Genomic DNA, 15,888 nt, shown 5'->3' on the forward strand with positions numbered 1-15,888 from the left:
GCCCGAGTAGTAAAGGTAACGTATCTGTTCGTGCACGTACTCAGCGTCAGCTCCCTCAAGGGCGGTGTCGGCAAGACGACCGTGACGCTCGGGTTGGCGTCGGCGGCCTTCGCGCGCGGCGTCCGGACCCTCGTCGTCGACCTCGACCCCCAGTCCGATGTCTCGACCGGCATGGACATCCAGATGTCCGGCCATCTCAACGTGGCCGACGTCCTCGCCTCGCCGAAGGAGAAGATCGTCCGATCGGCGATCGCGCCCAGTGGCTGGGCGCGATCGAACCCGCAGTCGACCATCGACGTCATGATCGGCAGCCCGTCGGCGATCAACTTCGACGGTCCCCATCCGTCGATCCGCGACATCTGGAAGCTCGAGGAGGCGCTCGCCAACGTCGAGGCCGACTACGAGCTCGTGCTCATCGACTGCGCCCCCTCGCTCAACGCCCTCACGCGCACCGCATGGGCCGCGAGCGACCGCGTCGCCGTGGTGACCGAGCCGGGCCTGTTCTCCGTCGCGGCCGCCGACCGCGCGCTGCGGGCGATCGAGGAGATCCGCCGTGGCCTCTCCCCCCGCCTTCAGCCGCTCGGCATCATCGTGAACCGGGCGCGCGTGCAGTCGCTCGAGCACCAGTTCCGCATCAAGGAGCTGCGCGACATGTTCGGGCCGCTCGTGCTGAGCCCCCAGCTGCCCGAGCGCACCTCGCTGCAGCAGGCGCAGGGCGCCGCGAAGCCGTTGCACATGTGGCCCGGCGAGAGCGCCGAGGAGATGTCACGGCACTTCGACCAACTGCTCGACCGCGTGCTGCGCACCGCCCGAATCGGCGAGTACGCGGCCACCCCGTTCGAGCTCGAGTCGCCCGTCATCTGACGTCACAATCGGCCGCTCCCCGAGGGCGGCCGGGTCAGGAGATCTTGCGCGACCGCGCGCCGCGGCGGGCGGCCAGCTCGTCCATGGCGTGGGCGGGTTCGGTGTCGAGTTCGACGAGGGTGGACTCCACCTCGCGGAGCACCTTTCCGACCGCGATGCCGAACACGCCCTGGCCACGATTCACGAGGTCGATGACCTCGTCGTCGGACGTGCACAGGTAGACGCTGGCCCCGTCGCTCATGAGCGTCGTCTGGGCGAGATCCTCGATGCCGGCCTCGCGGAGCTGCATGACCGCCGTGCGGATCTGCTGCAGCGAGATGCCGGTGTCGAGCAGGCGCTTGACGAGCTTCAGCACGAGGATGTCGCGGAACCCGTAGAGCCGCTGCGAACCCGACCCGGCCGCTCCGCGGACGGTGGGTTCGACGAGCTGCGTGCGAGCCCAGTAGTCGAGCTGGCGGTAGCTGATGCCGGCCGCGCGCGCCGCGACCGCGCCGCGGTAGCCGGTGCCGTCGTCGTGCTCGGGCATGCCGTCGGTGAAGAGCAGTTCGAGGTCGTAACGAGCCCGTTCAGTCCGGTCGAGCTCACTCATTCGATCGCCCCTCACTCTCACGCCTGCACCCAGACGGCGCGAATCCCACGCTACCCACGGGGCGGGGTTGCGCCAAACACATCGGGCCGAACGTCACGGCGTGTCGCGGATCATCGTGCGAGGCGCGCGACGGCCGACCGCACGACGCTCGCGTGCACGGCCTCGAGATGCCCGGCGAGCTCGAGTGCGCGCTCGGCCGCACGGGCCTTGTCGGCGGCATCCGAACGCCTCGACGGCGCGATCGCACGCTCGACGAGCGCCGCCTCGCGCTCGGCCGCCGCGCGGAGGCCGCGGAGGTGGCGCGGTTCGATGCCGACGCCGCGAAGGGCCACGAGCGAGCGCAGCACGCCCACCGCGTCCTCGCCGTAGGTCTCGGCGGCGGGGAGGAGCGACGCCGACACGGCATCGTCGAGGAGCGCTCTGGTCGCACCGGCCGCCTCGATGAGCTCGTCGCGGCGGAACCGGCGCGCCCCGGCGAGGAACGTCGCCGCGTCGGTCGCGCCGGGCAGCGCGGGCGTCTCCCCCGCGTCGATCGCTTCGAGGTGCGCGCGGATGACCTTGAGCGGGAGGTAGTGGTCGCGTTGCATCGAGAGCACGACCGTGATGCGGTCGACGTCGGCCTGCGAGAACTTGCGGTACCCGGCGGCCGTGCGGGCCGGCGATACGAGGCGCTGTTCCTCGAGGAAGCGCAGCTTCGACGGGGTGAGCTCGGGGAACTCGGGCTGGAGGAGCGCGAGCACCTGGCCGATCCCGAGCAGTTGGGCCTGGCCGCTCGCGTGGGAGGAGACGGCGGTGCCGGGCACTATCCGGTCGCCAGTGGCGCCAGGTCGCGTCGGGAGGCGTAGAAGGTGAGCCGGTACTTGCCGATCTGCACCTCGGCGCCGTCGCTGAGCAGCGCCGTGTCGATGCGCACGCCGTCGAAGTACGTGCCGTTCAGGGAGGAGAGGTCCTTCACCTCGAACGCCGTGCGATGGCGGAGGAACTCCGCGTGGCGGCGGGAGACCGTGACGTCGTCGAGGAAGATGTCGGCGTCGGGGTGACGTCCGACCGTCGTCACGTCGGTGTCGAGGAGGAACCGCGCACCCGAATTGGGACCCCTGCGGACGATGAGCAGCGCCGACCCCGAGGGCAGCGCGTTGATCGCCTCCTGCTCCTCGGCGGAGATGTCGCTGTCGAGTGCCGCCAACTGGGCGGCAGCCTCGCGACTGAACCCGATGGTGGTGTCGCCCATACCGTCGCCACCGGCTCTCGCCGGTGTCGTCTGGGGCTCGCCCTCGGCATCGCCACCGGGCTGAGTGATGTCGGTTTCCGCCACGACTAACCTCCTTCCTCAAGCGTATCGGATCGGGAGTCGTCCGCCACACGCGGCAACCGGCTGACGCGGGCCGTCTCGATCGCGTAGATGATGCCCGCCCACCAGTACAGGAACGCACCCCACAGGGTGATGGCCCAGCCGACCGGCTCGCTCACCGGCTGCGTCGACGGGAATGCGAGGCCGAGCATGATGACCGGCACGCCGAAGAACAGGGCGAACGTCGCGACCTTGCCGAGCTGGTGCACGGGCAGCGGGCCGTAGCCGTGGTTGGCGAGCACGACCGCGAGCACGAGCAGGAAGACGTCGCGGGCGACGATCACCACGACGATCCACCAGGGCACGAGTCCGTTCGCGGCGAGTCCGACGAGCGCCGCGAAGATGTAGAGGCGGTCGGCGGCCGGGTCGAGCAACTGCCCGAGGCGGGTGACCTGACCGAGCCGCCGCGCGAGGAAGCCGTCGAGGAGGTCGGTGAGGCTCGCGACCACGAGCACGACGAGCGCCGCGACGTAGCCGCCCACCACGATGAGGACGAGGAACACGGGCACGAGGGCGAGCCGCAGCATGCTGAGGACGTTCGGGATCGTCCAGATCCGCGAACCCACCGCCCCCGTGCTCTCCCCAGCCACGATGCGATCCTATCGACCCATAGAATGCCGCCATGGCTCCCCTCGTCGTGTGTCTCATCATCTGCGGCGCGATCACGGCGGCGACCTGGCTCGCCTCGATCCTGACGCGGGAGTACTCGTGGGTCGACCGCATCTGGTCGGTCGCGCCGATCGCGTACGTGTGGGTGTTCGCGGCGGCGAGCGCGTTCGACCCCCGTCTCGTGCTGATGGCGGTGCTGGTGACGGCCTGGGGCATCCGGCTCACCTTCAACTACGCACGCAAGGGCGGCTATCGGCCGGGCGGCGAGGACTACCGCTGGGCGGTCGTGCGCGGCCGGATGTCGCCGCCGGCGTTCCAGGCGTTCAACCTGCTCTTCATCTCGATCTACCAGAACGCGCTCATCCTGTTGTTCTCGCTCCCGGCGCTCACCGCGTTCGAGGCGGCGGGCGAACCGCTCGGCGCGTGGGACCTCGTGCTCGCGACGCTCTTCGCGGCCTTCCTGGCGGGCGAGACCGTGGCCGACCAGCAGCAGTGGGCGTTCCACCGTCGGAAGGCCGCGGAGGCGGCGGCGGGCCGCTCCCCCGAGCCGGGATTCCTGCAGACGGGCCTGTTCCGGTACTCGAGGCATCCGAACTTCTTCTTCGAACAGGCGCAGTGGTGGGTGTTCTACGGGTTCGCCGTCGCCGCCACCGGGGTGTGGCTGCACTGGACCATCGCGGGCGCCGTGCTGCTCTCGCTCCTGTTCGTCGGATCGACGGCCCTGACGGAGTCGATCTCGCGCGCGAAGTACCCCGGCTACGACGCGTACCGAGCTCGCACGTCGGCCGTCGTGCCGTGGTTCCCCCGAACGGATCGACGGCCGGTCAGAGCCTCGACCTGAGCACCGGCCACGCCTCCGCGAACCTCGGATGCAGCGGCAGCTCGTCGACGGCGTCGAAGCCGACCCAGCGCAGCTCGATGCTCTCGGGGTCGCTCACGACGGGTGCGAACCGCTCGACGGCATCCGCGACGACCGTCGTGTACGACCAGTAGCCGAGGTCGAGCACCGACGTGAACCGCACCGCGAGCAGGCGCGCCGGAACGCCCGCCTCCTCCGCGGCCTCGCGCACGGCGGCCTGCACGGCATCCTCGTGCTCGTGCCGGGCGCCACCGGGCATGCCCCAGGTTCCGCCGAAATGGCTCCAGGCGGCGCGGTGCTGCAGCAGCACCTCCGAGGCGGGACTGACGACGAGCAGGCCGGCGGCGCCGAACCTGCCCCAGTACCGCGTGCCGTCGGGCCCTTCGACCCAGGCGTCCCCGCTCGCTCCGCTCATCACTCCAGCATGACGCACGCGGGACTCACGCCGGGCCGGTGCCGGCACGGTCGCCGCCCTCGACGATGCCGGCGAGCCGATCGAGGAAGTCGACGACGATCGCCCGCTCGTCGGGAGTGAGGGACACGGCGAGCTGGAGCATCCGCTCGTGCATCGGGCCGAGGGTGCGCCGGAGTCGCTCGTGGGCCCCGGGCCGGGTGCTCAGCAGCATGACGCGACGATCGGACGGATGCTGCGAGCGCTCGAGGTGGCCGGATGCCACGAGCCGCCCGACGAGCTTGGTGACGGCGGCCGTCGTGATGCCGAGTTCGCGTGCGAGGGCCGCGCTCGTCGCGTCGCGCCCGGCGCGCTCCTGGCGGATGATCCAGCGGAGCGCCGCGACGTCGGTGTCGCCCATGTCCATGTCGTCGCGCATGCGCCGACGCATGAGCGCCTCCGCCTCGCGGTGGCGCCGGACCGCCTCGAGGACGTCGAGCGTGGAGGGATCGGCCCGGTCGTACCAGTACCCGTCGCTCGTCGAACTTTCGGTTGTTCCCTCGGGCATAACCACGATGCTATCGTCAAGTCACTAACTCAGTTAGCGAATTCAGTCATTTGGAGGGGGCGATGACACAGACCATCGAGGCCATCGAAGACGAGGTCGTGCTCCTCGACGAAGCGGGGAACCCGATCGGCCGGGCACCGAAGAGCGCCGCGCACGGACCGGACACGGCCCTGCACCTCGCGTTCTCCTGTCACGTCGTCAACGCCCTCGGCGAGCTGCTCGTGACCCGTCGCGCGCTCACCAAGCAGGCGTGGCCCGGCGTGTGGACGAACTCGTTCTGCGGACACCCGAGGCCGGCCGAATCGCTCGTGGCGGCCGTCCGCCGGCGCGCCGAGTTCGAGCTCGGCATCGAACTCGACCACGTGGAGCTCGCGCTGCCCCTCTTCCGCTACCGCGCCACCGACGCCGACGGCACGGTCGAGAACGAGGTCTGCCCCGTGTACCTCGCCACCACGGTGAGCGAACTCGACCCCAACCCGCGCGAGGTCGCCGAGTACCGCTGGGTCGACCCGGCCGAGCTCGGGCGGGCCGTCGACGCCGCGCCGTGGGCGTTCAGCCCGTGGCTCGTCCTGCAGGCCCGGCAGCTGGAGCTGTTCCGTGGCTGACGTGCTCGACGCCGCCATCGACGACGGGCTCCGCGCGTTCTTCGCCGACGCCCGCGTGCGCGCCGGCGAGTTCGGCGCGCACTACGCGGCGCTCTGGGAATCGCTCGAGCAGCAGAGCGCCGGCGGCAAGCGCATCCGACCGCAGCTCGTGAACACCGCGTACTTCGGCCTCGGCGGCACCGACCGGGAACTCGTCACGCGCGTCGCGATCTCGTTCGAGCTGCTGCACACCGCGTTCCTCATCCACGACGACGTCATCGACCGCGACACGATCCGGCGGGGCGCGCCGAACATCGCGGCCAGGTTCGCCGTGCGCGCCCGCGCGCACGGCGCCGGCGACCGCGCGAGCGCGACCTGGGGCGAGACCGCGGCGGTGCTGGCGGGCGACCTCGCCCTCAGCCGCGCGCATCGCGAGATCGCGACGCTGCCCGTCGACGCCGCCCGCCGGGCCGCGCTGCTCGACATCCTCGACCGTGCCGTGTTCGTCTCGGCCGCGGGCGAGCTCGCCGACGTCGTGCACGCGGGCATCCCCGAGCCGCCGGGTGTCGATCGCGTGCTCGCCACGCTCGAGCAGAAGACGGCAGTGTACTCGTTCGAAAGCCCGCTGGCCGCCGGCGCCGTGCTGGCGGGGGCCGAGAAGGCCGCGGTCGACGCGCTCGGGCGCTTCGGTCGGCTCGTCGGCGTGGCGTTCCAGATCGCCGACGACATCCTCGGCGTGTTCGGCGATCCGTCGGTCACGGGCAAGTCCGCCGCGTCCGACCTCCGCGAGGGCAAGCAGACCGCGCTCACGGCGCACGCCGCGACGACCGATGCGTGGCCGGCGATCTCGGCGCGGCTCGGGGACCCCGACCTCGACGACGGTGCCGCCCACCTGATGCGCGTCGCGCTGCGCGAATGCGGCGCCCTCGACGCGGCTCGGCGGCTCGCCGACGAGCACGTCACGCTCGCGCGGCTCGAGCTCGACGCGGCCGACCTGCCCCAGGCCCTCAGCGCGGAGCTCGGTGAGCTCGCGCAGCGCGCCGCGGAGCGTGCCCGATGAGGCCCCGGGCGGCCGCCGCCGATGCGCTCGGCCGGTACGACGAGGCCGCCGAGGCGAGCTCGGCCGTCGTGATCGGGCGGTACTCCACCTCGTTCGGCGCCGCGGCGCGGCTCCTCGACCCGGCATCCCGACGACGCATCCGCTCGATCTACGCCCTCGTGCGCGTCGCCGACGAGATCGTCGACGGCACCGCGCGCGCGGCGGGCCTCGGCGACGACGAGCTGCGCGCGGTGCTCGACGACCTCGAGACCGAGACCGAGACGGCGCTGCGGCGCGGCTACTCCGCCAATCTCGTGGTGCACGCGTTCGCGACGACCGCGCGCGACGCCGGCATCGACGAGCGGCTCACGCGACCGTTCTTCGCCTCCATGCGTCGCGACCTCGATCCCGCGCCCATGCGGGTCGACGAGATCGGACCGTACATCCACGGATCGGCCGAGGTCGTCGGCCTCATGTGCCTCGCGGTGTTCCTCATGGACGAGCCGGCGGATGCCGCGCGGCGCGAGCGCCTCGAGCGCGGCGCCGTGCACCTCGGCGCCGCGTTCCAGAAGATCAACTTCCTCCGCGACCTCGCCGTGGACCGGCACGAGCTCGGGCGCAACTACTTCCCCTGGATCGACCCCGACGGGTTCACCGAGGCCGACAAGGCGCGCATCCTCGACGACATCGACCGCGATCTCGAGATCGCCGGGCGCAGCATCCGGGAACTCCCGCGCCGCGCCCGCACGGCCGTCGCCGCGGCGCACGGGTTGTTCGCGAAGCTCGCGGCGCGGTGCCGCGCGACGCCGGCGGAACGGCTCATCGCGACCCGCATCCGGGTGCCCGACGGGGAGAAGCTCGTGATCGCGGTCCGATCCGCGATCACGGCCGGCGGGATGAGCCGATGACGACGATGACGGGGGAACGGATCGTCGTCATCGGCGGGGGGATCGCCGGGCTGGCGTCGGCGGCGCTGCTCGCGCGGGATGGCCATCGCGTCACCCTGCTCGAGGCGCTGCCGACGCTCGGCGGACGCGCCGGCACCTGGGAACGCCGCGGGTTCCGCTTCGACACCGGCCCGTCGTGGTACCTCATGCCCGAGGTGTTCGATCACTTCTTCCGCCTGTTCGGCACGAGCGCCGCCGCCGAGCTCGAACTCACGACGCTGGACCCCGGCTACCGCGTCTACGCCGACGGCTACGACCGACCCATCGATCTCCGCGCCTCGCGCGCCGAGAACGTCGCGCTCTTCGAGTCGATCGAGCCCGGGGCGGGCGCAGCGCTCGAGCGATACCTCGACTCCGCGGCATCCACCTACGACGTCGCCCGGCGCCGATTCCTGTACACGAACTTCGACGACCTGCGGTCGTTCCTCTCCCCCGAGGTGCTCGGCAGCGCCGGCCGGCTCGCCCGGCTGCTCGCGACACCCCTCGACCGGTTCGCGGCCCGCTCCGTGCGGGACCGCCGGCTCCGGCAGGTGCTCGGCTACCCGGCCGTGTTCCTCGGCTCCTCGCCCTCGACGACGCCCGCCATGTACCACCTCATGAGCCACATGGACCTCGAGCAGGGGGTGCAGTACCCGCAGGGCGGTTTCGGCGAGCTCATCTCGCGCATCGCCGACCTCGCCGAGGCCGCAGGGGTCGATCTGGTCGTGAACGCGCGCGTCGAGGCCATCGACCTGACCGACGAGCCGTCGCCGTCGGTGACCGGCGTGCGCTACCGCGATGCGGCCGGCCGGGAGCACCGCGTGACGGCGCACCGCGTGGTGTCCGCCGCCGACCTGCACCACACCGAGACCGAGCTGCTGCCGCCGGCGGCCCGCACCTACCCCGAGTCGTGGTGGGAGCGGCGGACGTCGGGACCCGGGGCGGTGCTCGCGATGCTCGGCGTGCGCGGCGAGGTCCCGGCCCTCGCCCATCACACGCTGTTCTTCACCGAGGACTGGACCGAGAACTTCGAGCAGATCTTCGGCGCCGACCCGCGCGTGCCCGACCCGGCGTCGTTCTACGTGTGCAAGCCCAGCGCGAGCGACGCCACCGTCGCACCGCCCGGCGACACGAACCTCTTCATCCTGGTGCCCGTCCCGGCCGACACCTCGATCGGCCGCGGCGGCGAGGACGGGGATGGCGACCGGCTCGTCGAGGAGGCCGCCGACCGTGCGATCGCGCGCATCGCCGAGGCCGCCGGCGCGCCCGTCCTCGCCTCGCGCATCGTGGTTCGCCGCACCGTGGGACCGGCCGACTTCGCCGAGGACCTCAACTCCTGGCGCGGCGGCGCGCTCGGGCCCGGCCACACCCTGCGGCAGAGCGCGTTCCTGCGGGGCTCGAACCGCTCCCGCCGCGTGCGCGGCCTCCTGTACGCGGGGGGTTCCAGCGTGCCCGGCATCGGCCTGCCGATGTGCCTCATCAGCGCCGAGAACGTGCTGAAACGCGTGCGCGGCGACCGCTCCAGCGGCCCGCTGCCCGAACCGGCCGCCGCGGCGCGGCCCACCCAGCTCGACCGGAACGCGGGATGACGGGGTTCGCCTACCTCGCCGCGCTCCTCGTCTCGCTCGGCGCGATGGCGCTCATCGACGCCCGCTGGCGCCTGGCGTTCTGGCGGGCACCGGGCGCGGCGGCACTCGCGGTCGGCGCCGGCACCGCGCTGCTGCTCGCCTGGGACGTCGTGGGCATCGGCTTCGGCGTGTTCTTCCGCGGCGACTCCGCCTGGGCGACCGGTCTCGTCATCGCGCCGGAGCTGCCCATCGAGGAACCGGTCTTCCTCGTGTTCCTCTGCTATCTCGCGCTCGTGTCCGTGCTCGGCGCGGAGCGCGTCCTGCGGGCGAGGGAACGCGCATGACGTACGCCCTCATCTCGCTGCCGTTCCTCGCCGCCGGCGTGATCGTCGCCGTCGTCGCATCCCGTTCGCTGCCACCGCCCGCTCGTCGCCGGCGCTGGTGGGCGACCGCGATCGCCGGGATCGCGCTCCTTCTCCTCACGGCCGTCTTCGACACGGTGATGATCGGCGCGGGCCTCTTCGGCTACGCCGACGGCACCCGGCTCGGACCGACCGTGGGCCTCGCGCCGATCGAGGACTTCGCCTACCCGATCGTCGCCGTGCTCCTCGTGCCCGCGGTGTGGACGATCGCGCGACGGCGTGCGCGGCGAGGCGGCGATGATGAAGACTGAGTCCGTGACCCGCGGAGCCGTGCACTCGATCACGCAGGTACTGCTGTCGTCGCGGCCGGTCAGTTGGATCAACACGGCGTTCCCGTTCGCCGCGGCGTACGTGCTCACCACCGGCGCCGTCGATGCGCTCTTCGTCGTCGGCACGCTGTTCTTCCTGATCCCGTACAACCTGCTCATGTACGGCGTGAACGACGTGTTCGACTACGAGTCCGACCTGCGGAACCCGCGCAAGGGCGGCGCGGAGGGCGCGTTGCTCGAGCCCGGCCTGCACCGGGCCGTCGTCTGGTCGGGCATCGTCACGGCGACCCCGCTCATCGTCGCCATGCTGTGGCTCGGCGGCACGGGGCATCCGTGGTCCTGGGTGGTCTTGGCGATCAGCCTCTTCGCCGTGTTCGCGTACTCGGTGCCCGGGCTTCGCTTCAAGGAGCGTCCCGGGCTCGACTCGATGACCTCGAGCACGCACTTCGTGAGCCCCGCGGTGTACGGGCTCGCCGTCGCCGGCGCCGAGCCGACGCCGGCGCTCGTCGCCCTGCTCGCCGCGTTCTTCTGCTGGGGCATGGCCAGCCAAGCCTTCGGCGCCGTTCAGGACGTGGTGCCCGACCGGGAGGGCGGCATCGCGTCGATCGCCACGGCGCTGGGCGCCCGGGCGACGGTGCGTCTCGCCCTCGGGCTGTGGGTGGCCGCGGGCCTCCTGATGTTCGCGACCGAATGGCCCGGACCGCTCGCGGCGGCGCTCGTGGTGCCGTACCTCGTCACGGCCTGGCCGTACCGGTCGGTCGCCGATGCCGCGTCGGGAACGGCGAATCGGGGCTGGCGTCGCTTCATCGCCCTGAACTACGCGGTCGGATTCCTCGTCACCATGCTGCTCATCTGGTGGGCGCTGGTGCGGTCGTAGGCTTGGTGCATGTCCTCCGACTCGCCGGTTCGCGTCGACGCGTGGCTGTGGGCGGTGCGCCGGTTCAAGACGCGCTCGGCCGCGACGGCCGCCTGCCGAGCGGGTCACGTGCGCGTGAACGGCGAGCGCGCCAAGGCGGCGCAGCTCGTGCGTCCGGGCGACGAGGTGCGCGTGCGCGTCGACGGCTTCGACCGGATGCTGGTGGTGCGCCGAACCCTCGTGAAGCGCGTGTCGGCGGCCCTCGCCGCGACGGCGCTCGAGGATCGCACGCCTGCGCCGCCGCCGCGCGAGTCGGTGCCGGTCGTGCCGGTGCGGGATCGCGGCGCGGGCCGGCCGACGAAGCGCGAGCGACGCGATCTCGAACGGCTGCGCGGGCGCTGACGACCGGACGCTCTGTGTGCAACCCCACAGAGTCCCTCCAGGACTCGGCGTAGCCTGACAGGGTGCAGAAGGAACTCACCCACGAACCCGATGCCCGACGCTACGTGCTCCGCGTCGACGGCGACATCGCGAGTGTCCTCGACTATCGCGTGCTCGGCGATTCGGTCGCGTTCACGCGGGCGTTCACCAATCCCCCCTACCGGGGCGGCGGACTGGCGGGCGAACTGGTCGAGTTCGCCGTCGACGACGTGGCGGCGACCGGCGGCCGCCACATCGTGCCGAGCTGCTGGTACGTCGGCGAGTGGTTCGGCCGCCACCCCGAGCGCGCCGACCTCCTCGATCCCCGGACGGTCTGAGCCGTGGTCGCGGGATACTCGGCGGCGCAGGTCCGCGCAGCGGAGGCGCCGCACCTCGCCCGCGGCGAGCCGCTCATGCGACGGGCCGCCGCGGCGCTGGCGGCGGCGATCCGTCGGGTCCTGGACGACGCCGACGCACCGCACGGCCCCGTCGTGCTCCTCGTCGGATCCGGCGACAACGGGGGCGACGCGCTGTTCGCGGGCGCGGAACTCGCCGAGGACGGCGTCGATGTCGTCGGCGTCGCCACATCCGAGCGGATGCACCCCGGAGGGCGCGAGGCCGCAGCCGAAGCGGGGGTCCGCTTCGTCGAGCCGGGCGACACGGATGCCGCGGTGGCGGCGTTCGCGGCGGCGGCCGTGCTCGTCGACGGCATCCTCGGCACGGGCACGAGCGGGTCGCCGGCACTGCGCGGCGCGGCTCGCGAGCTCGTGGGCCTGGCGATCCCGATCGTGGAGCGGCGCGGCACGGCGGTGGTCGCGGTCGACCTGCCGAGCGGCATCCATCCCGACGACGGCACCGTGCCCGACCCCACCGTGCTGCACGCCGCCCTGACCGTGACGTTCGGAGCCGTGAAGGCCGGACTGCTGCGCCGTCCCGGCGCCGACCACGCCGGCCGCGTGGAGCTCGTCGACCTCGGGCTCGGCGACGAGCTCGCGGCCATGACTCCGCTCGTCGTCACCGACTGAGCCGCTGGGCCGGGCCGCCGACGCCGAGCGTGCAGTCGCCGCCCCCGGAAGGGCCGCAAGTGCGCCCTCGGCGGGGAGGCACCCCGCGTCGGGCGGGACCGCCGACGAGTGCGAGCCTGCGGCCGCCCATGCCGAGCGTGCCGTCGCCGCCCCCGCAAGGGCCGCAAGTGCACTCTCGGCGGGCGAAGCACCGGCGCCGGTGCGCCGGTGCGCGTGGCGCCTGGGCGCGGGGGCGGCCGGGGCGCCCCGGCCGGCGGCGTGCGCCACGGGACATCCCCGGACGCGAACGCGGGCCGGAGGTCGACGACCTCCGGCCCGCGTTCCGTCAGCGGATCAGTACCAGTTGACCGCCTGGGAGTGCGACCACGCGCTGCACGGCGTGCCGTACGCGGCCGCGATGTAGCCGAGGCCCCACGCGATCTGGGTCCGGGCGTTGGTCTGCCAGTCGGCGCCGGCCGTGGCCATCTTGCTGCCCGGCAGCGCCTGCGGGATCCCGGTCGCGCCGCTCGACGCGTTGTAGGCGGTGTACGACCAGCCGGACTCCTTCTGCCAGAGGCTGTCGAGGCACTGGAACTGCTCGGCGCCCCAGCCGTACTGCGACGCGGCGAGATCCGCGGCGAAGGCTCGCGCGCCGTCGGGCGTGTTCACCGCGGCCTGCTCGGCCGCTGCCGCCGCAGCGGCAGCGGCGGCGGCCTCGGCCTGGGCCTTGTCCCAGGCTGCCGCGGCGGCGGCGGTCTTCTCGGCCTCCGCGCGCGTCGCCCTGGCGAGATCGGCGACCTCGTCGACGGGGATGCTGCGGTACTCGCTGAGCGAGGCGACCGACGCGGCGAGGCTCGAGGCGTCGACCTTGCCCTCCGCGGCGGCCAGCGTCGCGTTCGCGACCGTGATGGTGTCCTCGGCGTCGTCGAGGATGCGCGCTGCGGCGATCGCGCCGTACGCGCCCGCCTGATCGGCATGCATCGCACCGGCGTAGTTGAGCGCCTGCGTGGCCTCGATGCGGGCCTGGGTCTCGGCGGCGCCCTGCACCGAGAAACCGGTGCCGACGACGAGGCCGGCAGCGGCGATCGCGCCGGCGATCATGAGCCGACGGCGGCCGGTGCGTCGGCGGCGGATGTCGCGCCGGGACGACGCGGCGGGTGGAATCGCGAGGGAATCCGTGGGTGAGGTGTTCGGGTTGTCGTGTTCGGGGGCGTGCGTGATTCGGTTCGTGTTTCGCATAGAGAAGTGCGCTCGGTCGGGGGTCGGGGGGTCGCGCGCCTTCCGAGCCGAGGCGCACCCGGCAACCCTGCCCCGACTCTCTGCAAGGATCCTCAATTTCTCCTGTGCAGATCATGACCGCGGATCTCGTCGACCGCGATACTTGGAGCATGGCGCCGCCCACCGACGAGATCGTTCGACCCCAGCCCACGGACCGTTGCCCATGCCTCAGCGGCGAGCAGTTCGGCGAGTGCTGCGGCCGCTTCCTCACCGGCGCGGATGCCCCGACCGCCGAACAGCTCATGCGCTCGCGGTACTCGGCGTTCGTGGTCGGCGACACCGGATACCTGCTCGCCACGTGGCATCCGTCGACCAGACCGGCGGAGCTCCGGCTGGATCCCGCCATGCGGTGGATTCGCCTCGATATCGTGCGTCGGGAGCGCGGCGGGCCCCTCGACCGCGACGGCGTGGTCGAGTTCCGCGCCCTGTACCGACGTGACGGCGAGCGCGGCGAGCTTCACGAGGTGAGCACGTTCGTGCGCGAAGGCGGCCGCTGGCGCTACGTCGCCGCCGCCTGAGTCCGGCCCGTGCCGCGGCCGCGTCAGTCGGCCGAGCGGTCGGCGTCGGTCGAGAAGCCGTCGAGCACCGCACGCTCGCCGCCCTCGAGCAACTCCTGGAACAACGTGACCTGCAGACCGGCGGGCGCGTCGAGCCGGGAGTTGAGCGACTGCCACGGCGTCACGACGGGCTCGGCGACGACCCGGCCGCCCGCCGCCTCGAGCCGTCGCGTGACGCCCTCGGTGTCGGTGACCTCGAACGCGAGGCGGATGTGCGGGCTCTCGGCGCCGTTCGCCTCGATGCGGTCGATCGCGCGCTTGTGCGCGGGATTCGCGATCTCGAGCGTGGCGCGCCCGGCGTCGAGGATGACGACGCGTTCATCGTGTCCCTCCGCGAACGCGAGGTACTCGGGCAGGCCGAGCGTGTCGCGGAAGAACGCGACGGCCGCGTCGTAATCGGTCGCCTCGACGACGACACGCAGTTGCAGGACCGGGGGTGTTGCGGCATCCGTCATGACGCCATCCTTTCAGTCTTTCAGTCGTCGGCGACGGCCACGGAAAGTCGCCCGCTCAGGCGGTCGGACCCGCCGGGTACGGATGCTCCCGCAGCACCCGCGCCAGGTGCACCGCGTTCGCGACGAGGGTGCCATTCGCGTGCCGGACCGCTTCCGGGGTCTCGGGGAGATCCTTGTAGTCGGTCGTCATCATCGCCTCGCCGTTCCAATACGTGCCGCCCTGTGCGGGCACCGTGAACCCGACGTCGTTCAGCGCCTGGTGCAGGTCGGCGGTGATCTTGTGCGCGCCGTCCTCGTTGCCGAGCACCGCGGTCGTCGCGACGTGGCCGAAGAGGATCGGCCGGCCCTCGTCGTCGGTGACCGACAGCTCGGCGTCGAGCCGCTCCAGCACCCGCTGGGCGACGCTCGACATGTGACCCAGCCAGGTCGGCGTGCAGATCACGAGGATGTCCGCGTCGAGGACGCGTGCGCGCAACGACGGCCACTCGTCGCCGTCGCCCATGTCGGACTCCACGCCCGGCGCGATGTCGAGGTCGACGACGCGCACGATCTCGCCGTCGACGCCCGATGCGGCGAACGCCTCGCGGAGCTGCTCGGCCATCAGCTGGCAGCTGGACTCCTCGGGGGAACGCTTGAGCGTGCAGTTGAGCAGCAGTACGGTCTGGTCGATGGTGTGCATGTCGATTCCTCCCGGGGCGACCGGGGCGCCCCACTCGTTCCTATCGAGCGGGGCGCCCCGACGCACGGGCTTGACTCAGACGGCGTCGCGGTGCACGCTCCAGCATCGGGTCGTGACGCCGATCGCGTTCCACACGTTGATGGCGATCACGAGCGTGAGGATCGCCGCGAGACGCTCCTCGCCGAGTTCTGCACGAGCCCGATCGACGACCGCATCCGGCACATGGGTCTCGGACAGGCGCGTCACCTGCTCGGTGAACTCGAGCGCCGCGCGCTCGGCGGCGGTGAAGAGCGCGGAGTCCTGCCAGATCGCGACGGCGTGCAGCTTCTGGTCGGTGACGCCCGCCGAGCGGCCGTCCTTCGAGTGCATGTCGACGCAGTAGGCGCATCCGTTCAACTGCGAGGCGCGGAGGCGCACCAGCTCGCGGAGCGCGGGATCGACGCCGGCCCGGTCGAGTTCAGCGGTCGCGGCCTGGTCGAGCGAGGCGACCGCTCGCGAGAACTGGGGCACGAGCTGGTCGAAATCGAGGCGGACGGGGATGTCGACGAGGGAGTCGGTGATGGTCATGCGGCTACGGTATCGGCCGATCGGCCCAGTGCT

The 15,888-nt window shown here is 72.3% G+C and carries 22 protein-coding genes and 1 pseudogene; 13 read left to right on the forward strand and 10 right to left on the reverse strand.

Features of this window, described 5'->3' with window-relative positions:
* The first annotated feature begins 30 nt into the window (after positions 1-30).
* A complete protein-coding gene (locus EZM51_RS05300; RefSeq protein ID WP_136707192.1) occupies positions 31-864 on the forward strand; it encodes a ParA family protein in 834 nt (277 codons plus the stop codon).
* A gap of 34 nt (positions 865-898) precedes the next feature.
* On the opposite strand, the gene EZM51_RS05305 is transcribed toward EZM51_RS05300, so the two are convergent.
* The 4 genes from EZM51_RS05305 to EZM51_RS05320 form a co-directional block, all read right to left on the reverse strand.
* Positions 899-1,453 carry a MerR family transcriptional regulator gene (locus EZM51_RS05305; protein WP_136707193.1) on the reverse strand — a complete coding sequence of 185 codons (555 nt, stop codon included), beginning with the start codon at positions 1,451-1,453 and terminating at the stop codon, positions 899-901.
* 110 nt (positions 1,454-1,563) lie between these two features.
* On the reverse strand, positions 1,564-2,256 hold the full coding sequence (locus tag EZM51_RS05310; RefSeq protein WP_136707194.1) for a MerR family transcriptional regulator: 693 nt from the start codon (positions 2,254-2,256) through the stop codon (positions 1,564-1,566).
* Complete coding sequence (locus EZM51_RS05315; RefSeq protein WP_136707307.1) at positions 2,256-2,684, reverse strand: FHA domain-containing protein; 429 nt, start codon at positions 2,682-2,684, stop codon at positions 2,256-2,258. Before EZM51_RS05315 ends, EZM51_RS05310 begins: the two co-directional genes overlap by 1 nt.
* Before the next feature lie 86 nt (positions 2,685-2,770).
* Positions 2,771-3,394: a CDP-alcohol phosphatidyltransferase family protein gene (locus EZM51_RS05320; RefSeq protein WP_136707195.1), complete on the reverse strand. Its 624-nt coding sequence runs from the start codon at positions 3,392-3,394 to the stop codon at positions 2,771-2,773.
* Between the two features lie 32 nt (positions 3,395-3,426).
* On the opposite strand from EZM51_RS05320, the gene EZM51_RS05325 reads away from it, so the two are divergent.
* Positions 3,427-4,254 carry a DUF1295 domain-containing protein gene (locus EZM51_RS05325; RefSeq protein WP_136707196.1) on the forward strand — a complete coding sequence of 276 codons (828 nt, stop codon included), beginning with the start codon at positions 3,427-3,429 and terminating at the stop codon, positions 4,252-4,254.
* Here EZM51_RS05325 and EZM51_RS05330 read toward each other — a convergent pair.
* A pseudogene (locus EZM51_RS05330) lies at positions 4,241-4,687 on the reverse strand (NUDIX domain-containing protein); the annotation flags it as partial. The gene EZM51_RS05325 and the pseudogene EZM51_RS05330 overlap by 14 nt on opposite strands.
* A gap of 25 nt (positions 4,688-4,712) precedes the next feature.
* Positions 4,713-5,231, reverse strand: a complete 519-nt coding sequence (locus tag EZM51_RS05335; protein WP_136707198.1) for a MarR family transcriptional regulator — start codon at positions 5,229-5,231, stop codon at positions 4,713-4,715.
* 62 nt (positions 5,232-5,293) lie between these two features.
* Between EZM51_RS05335 and idi the strand changes: the two genes are divergently transcribed.
* From idi to EZM51_RS05380, 10 genes are all read left to right on the forward strand, one after another.
* Entirely contained in the window at positions 5,294-5,836 is a 543-nt protein-coding gene (gene idi / locus EZM51_RS05340; protein ID WP_211195816.1) for an isopentenyl-diphosphate Delta-isomerase, read from the forward strand.
* Complete coding sequence (locus tag EZM51_RS05345; protein ID WP_136707199.1) at positions 5,829-6,875, forward strand: polyprenyl synthetase family protein; 1,047 nt, start codon at positions 5,829-5,831, stop codon at positions 6,873-6,875. Before idi ends, EZM51_RS05345 begins: the two co-directional genes overlap by 8 nt.
* On the forward strand, positions 6,872-7,762 hold the full coding sequence (locus tag EZM51_RS20475; protein WP_169053797.1) for a squalene/phytoene synthase family protein: 891 nt from the start codon (positions 6,872-6,874) through the stop codon (positions 7,760-7,762). The genes EZM51_RS05345 and EZM51_RS20475 overlap by 4 nt, the downstream gene beginning before the upstream one ends.
* Before the next feature lie 5 nt (positions 7,763-7,767).
* On the forward strand, positions 7,768-9,369 hold the full coding sequence (gene crtI / locus EZM51_RS20480; RefSeq protein WP_169053801.1) for a phytoene desaturase family protein: 1,602 nt from the start codon (positions 7,768-7,770) through the stop codon (positions 9,367-9,369).
* Complete coding sequence (locus EZM51_RS05355; RefSeq protein WP_136707200.1) at positions 9,366-9,692, forward strand: lycopene cyclase domain-containing protein; 327 nt, start codon at positions 9,366-9,368, stop codon at positions 9,690-9,692. The genes crtI and EZM51_RS05355 overlap by 4 nt, the downstream gene beginning before the upstream one ends.
* On the forward strand, positions 9,689-10,021 hold the full coding sequence (locus tag EZM51_RS05360; protein ID WP_136707201.1) for a lycopene cyclase domain-containing protein: 333 nt from the start codon (positions 9,689-9,691) through the stop codon (positions 10,019-10,021). The genes EZM51_RS05355 and EZM51_RS05360 overlap by 4 nt, the downstream gene beginning before the upstream one ends.
* A complete protein-coding gene (locus tag EZM51_RS05365) occupies positions 10,011-10,916 on the forward strand; it encodes a prenyltransferase (RefSeq protein ID WP_136707202.1) in 906 nt (301 codons plus the stop codon). The genes EZM51_RS05360 and EZM51_RS05365 overlap by 11 nt, the downstream gene beginning before the upstream one ends.
* Positions 10,917-10,925: 9 nt before the next feature.
* The gene (locus EZM51_RS05370; protein ID WP_136707203.1) at positions 10,926-11,297 is read left to right on the forward strand and encodes an RNA-binding S4 domain-containing protein; all 372 of its coding nucleotides are present in this window, start codon (positions 10,926-10,928) and stop codon (positions 11,295-11,297) included.
* Positions 11,298-11,359: 62 nt separating this feature from the next.
* A complete protein-coding gene (locus EZM51_RS05375; protein WP_136707204.1) occupies positions 11,360-11,653 on the forward strand; it encodes a GNAT family N-acetyltransferase in 294 nt (97 codons plus the stop codon).
* A 3-nt stretch (positions 11,654-11,656) separates the two neighbouring features.
* Positions 11,657-12,340 (forward strand): NAD(P)H-hydrate epimerase, encoded by a 684-nt coding sequence (locus EZM51_RS05380; RefSeq protein WP_248305473.1) that lies wholly within the window; start codon positions 11,657-11,659, stop codon positions 12,338-12,340.
* 333 nt (positions 12,341-12,673) lie between these two features.
* Here the strand turns inward: EZM51_RS05380 and EZM51_RS20790 are convergent, their stop codons facing one another.
* Complete coding sequence (locus EZM51_RS20790) at positions 12,674-13,558, reverse strand: hypothetical protein (RefSeq protein WP_211195817.1); 885 nt, start codon at positions 13,556-13,558, stop codon at positions 12,674-12,676.
* 149 nt (positions 13,559-13,707) lie between these two features.
* Between EZM51_RS20790 and EZM51_RS05390 the strand changes: the two genes are divergently transcribed.
* Positions 13,708-14,115, forward strand: coding sequence for a YchJ family metal-binding protein (locus tag EZM51_RS05390; protein ID WP_136707310.1), 408 nt, complete (start codon positions 13,708-13,710; stop codon positions 14,113-14,115).
* A 23-nt stretch (positions 14,116-14,138) separates the two neighbouring features.
* Here EZM51_RS05390 and EZM51_RS05395 read toward each other — a convergent pair whose 3' ends face one another.
* The 3 genes from EZM51_RS05395 to EZM51_RS05405 all read right to left on the reverse strand — a co-directional run bounded on the left by EZM51_RS05395 (position 14,139) and on the right by EZM51_RS05405 (position 15,855).
* Positions 14,139-14,609 (reverse strand): VOC family protein, encoded by a 471-nt coding sequence (locus tag EZM51_RS05395; RefSeq protein ID WP_136707205.1) that lies wholly within the window; start codon positions 14,607-14,609, stop codon positions 14,139-14,141.
* Positions 14,610-14,664: 55 nt separating this feature from the next.
* Positions 14,665-15,288 (reverse strand): NAD(P)H-dependent oxidoreductase, encoded by a 624-nt coding sequence (locus EZM51_RS05400; protein ID WP_136707206.1) that lies wholly within the window; start codon positions 15,286-15,288, stop codon positions 14,665-14,667.
* A 75-nt stretch (positions 15,289-15,363) separates the two neighbouring features.
* A complete protein-coding gene (locus EZM51_RS05405) occupies positions 15,364-15,855 on the reverse strand; it encodes a carboxymuconolactone decarboxylase family protein (RefSeq protein ID WP_136707207.1) in 492 nt (163 codons plus the stop codon).
* Positions 15,856-15,888 lie beyond the last annotated feature (33 nt).

Origin of the sequence: Agromyces sp. H66, assembly GCF_004959775.1 — a bacterium.
In the GTDB taxonomy this organism is placed as follows: Bacteria; Actinomycetota; Actinomycetes; order Actinomycetales; family Microbacteriaceae; genus Agromyces.

Bases quoted from the DNA above. Each gene is read 5' to 3' on its own strand.
- EZM51_RS05315 (WP_136707307.1), bottom strand. From the start codon at position 2,684: ATGGGCGACACCACCATCGGGTTCAGTCGCGAGGCTGCCGCCCAGTTG.
- EZM51_RS05355 (WP_136707200.1), top strand. From the start codon at position 9,366: ATGACGGGGTTCGCCTACCTCGCCGCGCTCCTCGTCTCGCTCGGCGCG.
- EZM51_RS05335 (WP_136707198.1), bottom strand. From the start codon at position 5,231: ATGCCCGAGGGAACAACCGAAAGTTCGACGAGCGACGGGTACTGGTAC.
- EZM51_RS20475 (WP_169053797.1), top strand. From the start codon at position 6,872: ATGAGGCCCCGGGCGGCCGCCGCCGATGCGCTCGGCCGGTACGACGAG.
- EZM51_RS05395 (WP_136707205.1), bottom strand. From the start codon at position 14,609: ATGACGGATGCCGCAACACCCCCGGTCCTGCAACTGCGTGTCGTCGTC.
- EZM51_RS05325 (WP_136707196.1), top strand. From the start codon at position 3,427: ATGGCTCCCCTCGTCGTGTGTCTCATCATCTGCGGCGCGATCACGGCG.
- EZM51_RS20790 (WP_211195817.1), bottom strand. From the start codon at position 13,558: ATGCGAAACACGAACCGAATCACGCACGCCCCCGAACACGACAACCCG.
- EZM51_RS05305 (WP_136707193.1), bottom strand. From the start codon at position 1,453: ATGAGTGAGCTCGACCGGACTGAACGGGCTCGTTACGACCTCGAACTG.
- idi (WP_211195816.1), top strand. From the start codon at position 5,294: ATGACACAGACCATCGAGGCCATCGAAGACGAGGTCGTGCTCCTCGAC.
- EZM51_RS05360 (WP_136707201.1), top strand. From the start codon at position 9,689: ATGACGTACGCCCTCATCTCGCTGCCGTTCCTCGCCGCCGGCGTGATC.
- EZM51_RS05365 (WP_136707202.1), top strand. From the start codon at position 10,011: ATGAAGACTGAGTCCGTGACCCGCGGAGCCGTGCACTCGATCACGCAG.
- EZM51_RS05405 (WP_136707207.1), bottom strand. From the start codon at position 15,855: ATGACCATCACCGACTCCCTCGTCGACATCCCCGTCCGCCTCGATTTC.
- EZM51_RS05390 (WP_136707310.1), top strand. From the start codon at position 13,708: ATGGCGCCGCCCACCGACGAGATCGTTCGACCCCAGCCCACGGACCGT.
- EZM51_RS05400 (WP_136707206.1), bottom strand. From the start codon at position 15,288: ATGCACACCATCGACCAGACCGTACTGCTGCTCAACTGCACGCTCAAG.
- EZM51_RS05370 (WP_136707203.1), top strand. From the start codon at position 10,926: ATGTCCTCCGACTCGCCGGTTCGCGTCGACGCGTGGCTGTGGGCGGTG.
- crtI (WP_169053801.1), top strand. From the start codon at position 7,768: ATGACGGGGGAACGGATCGTCGTCATCGGCGGGGGGATCGCCGGGCTG.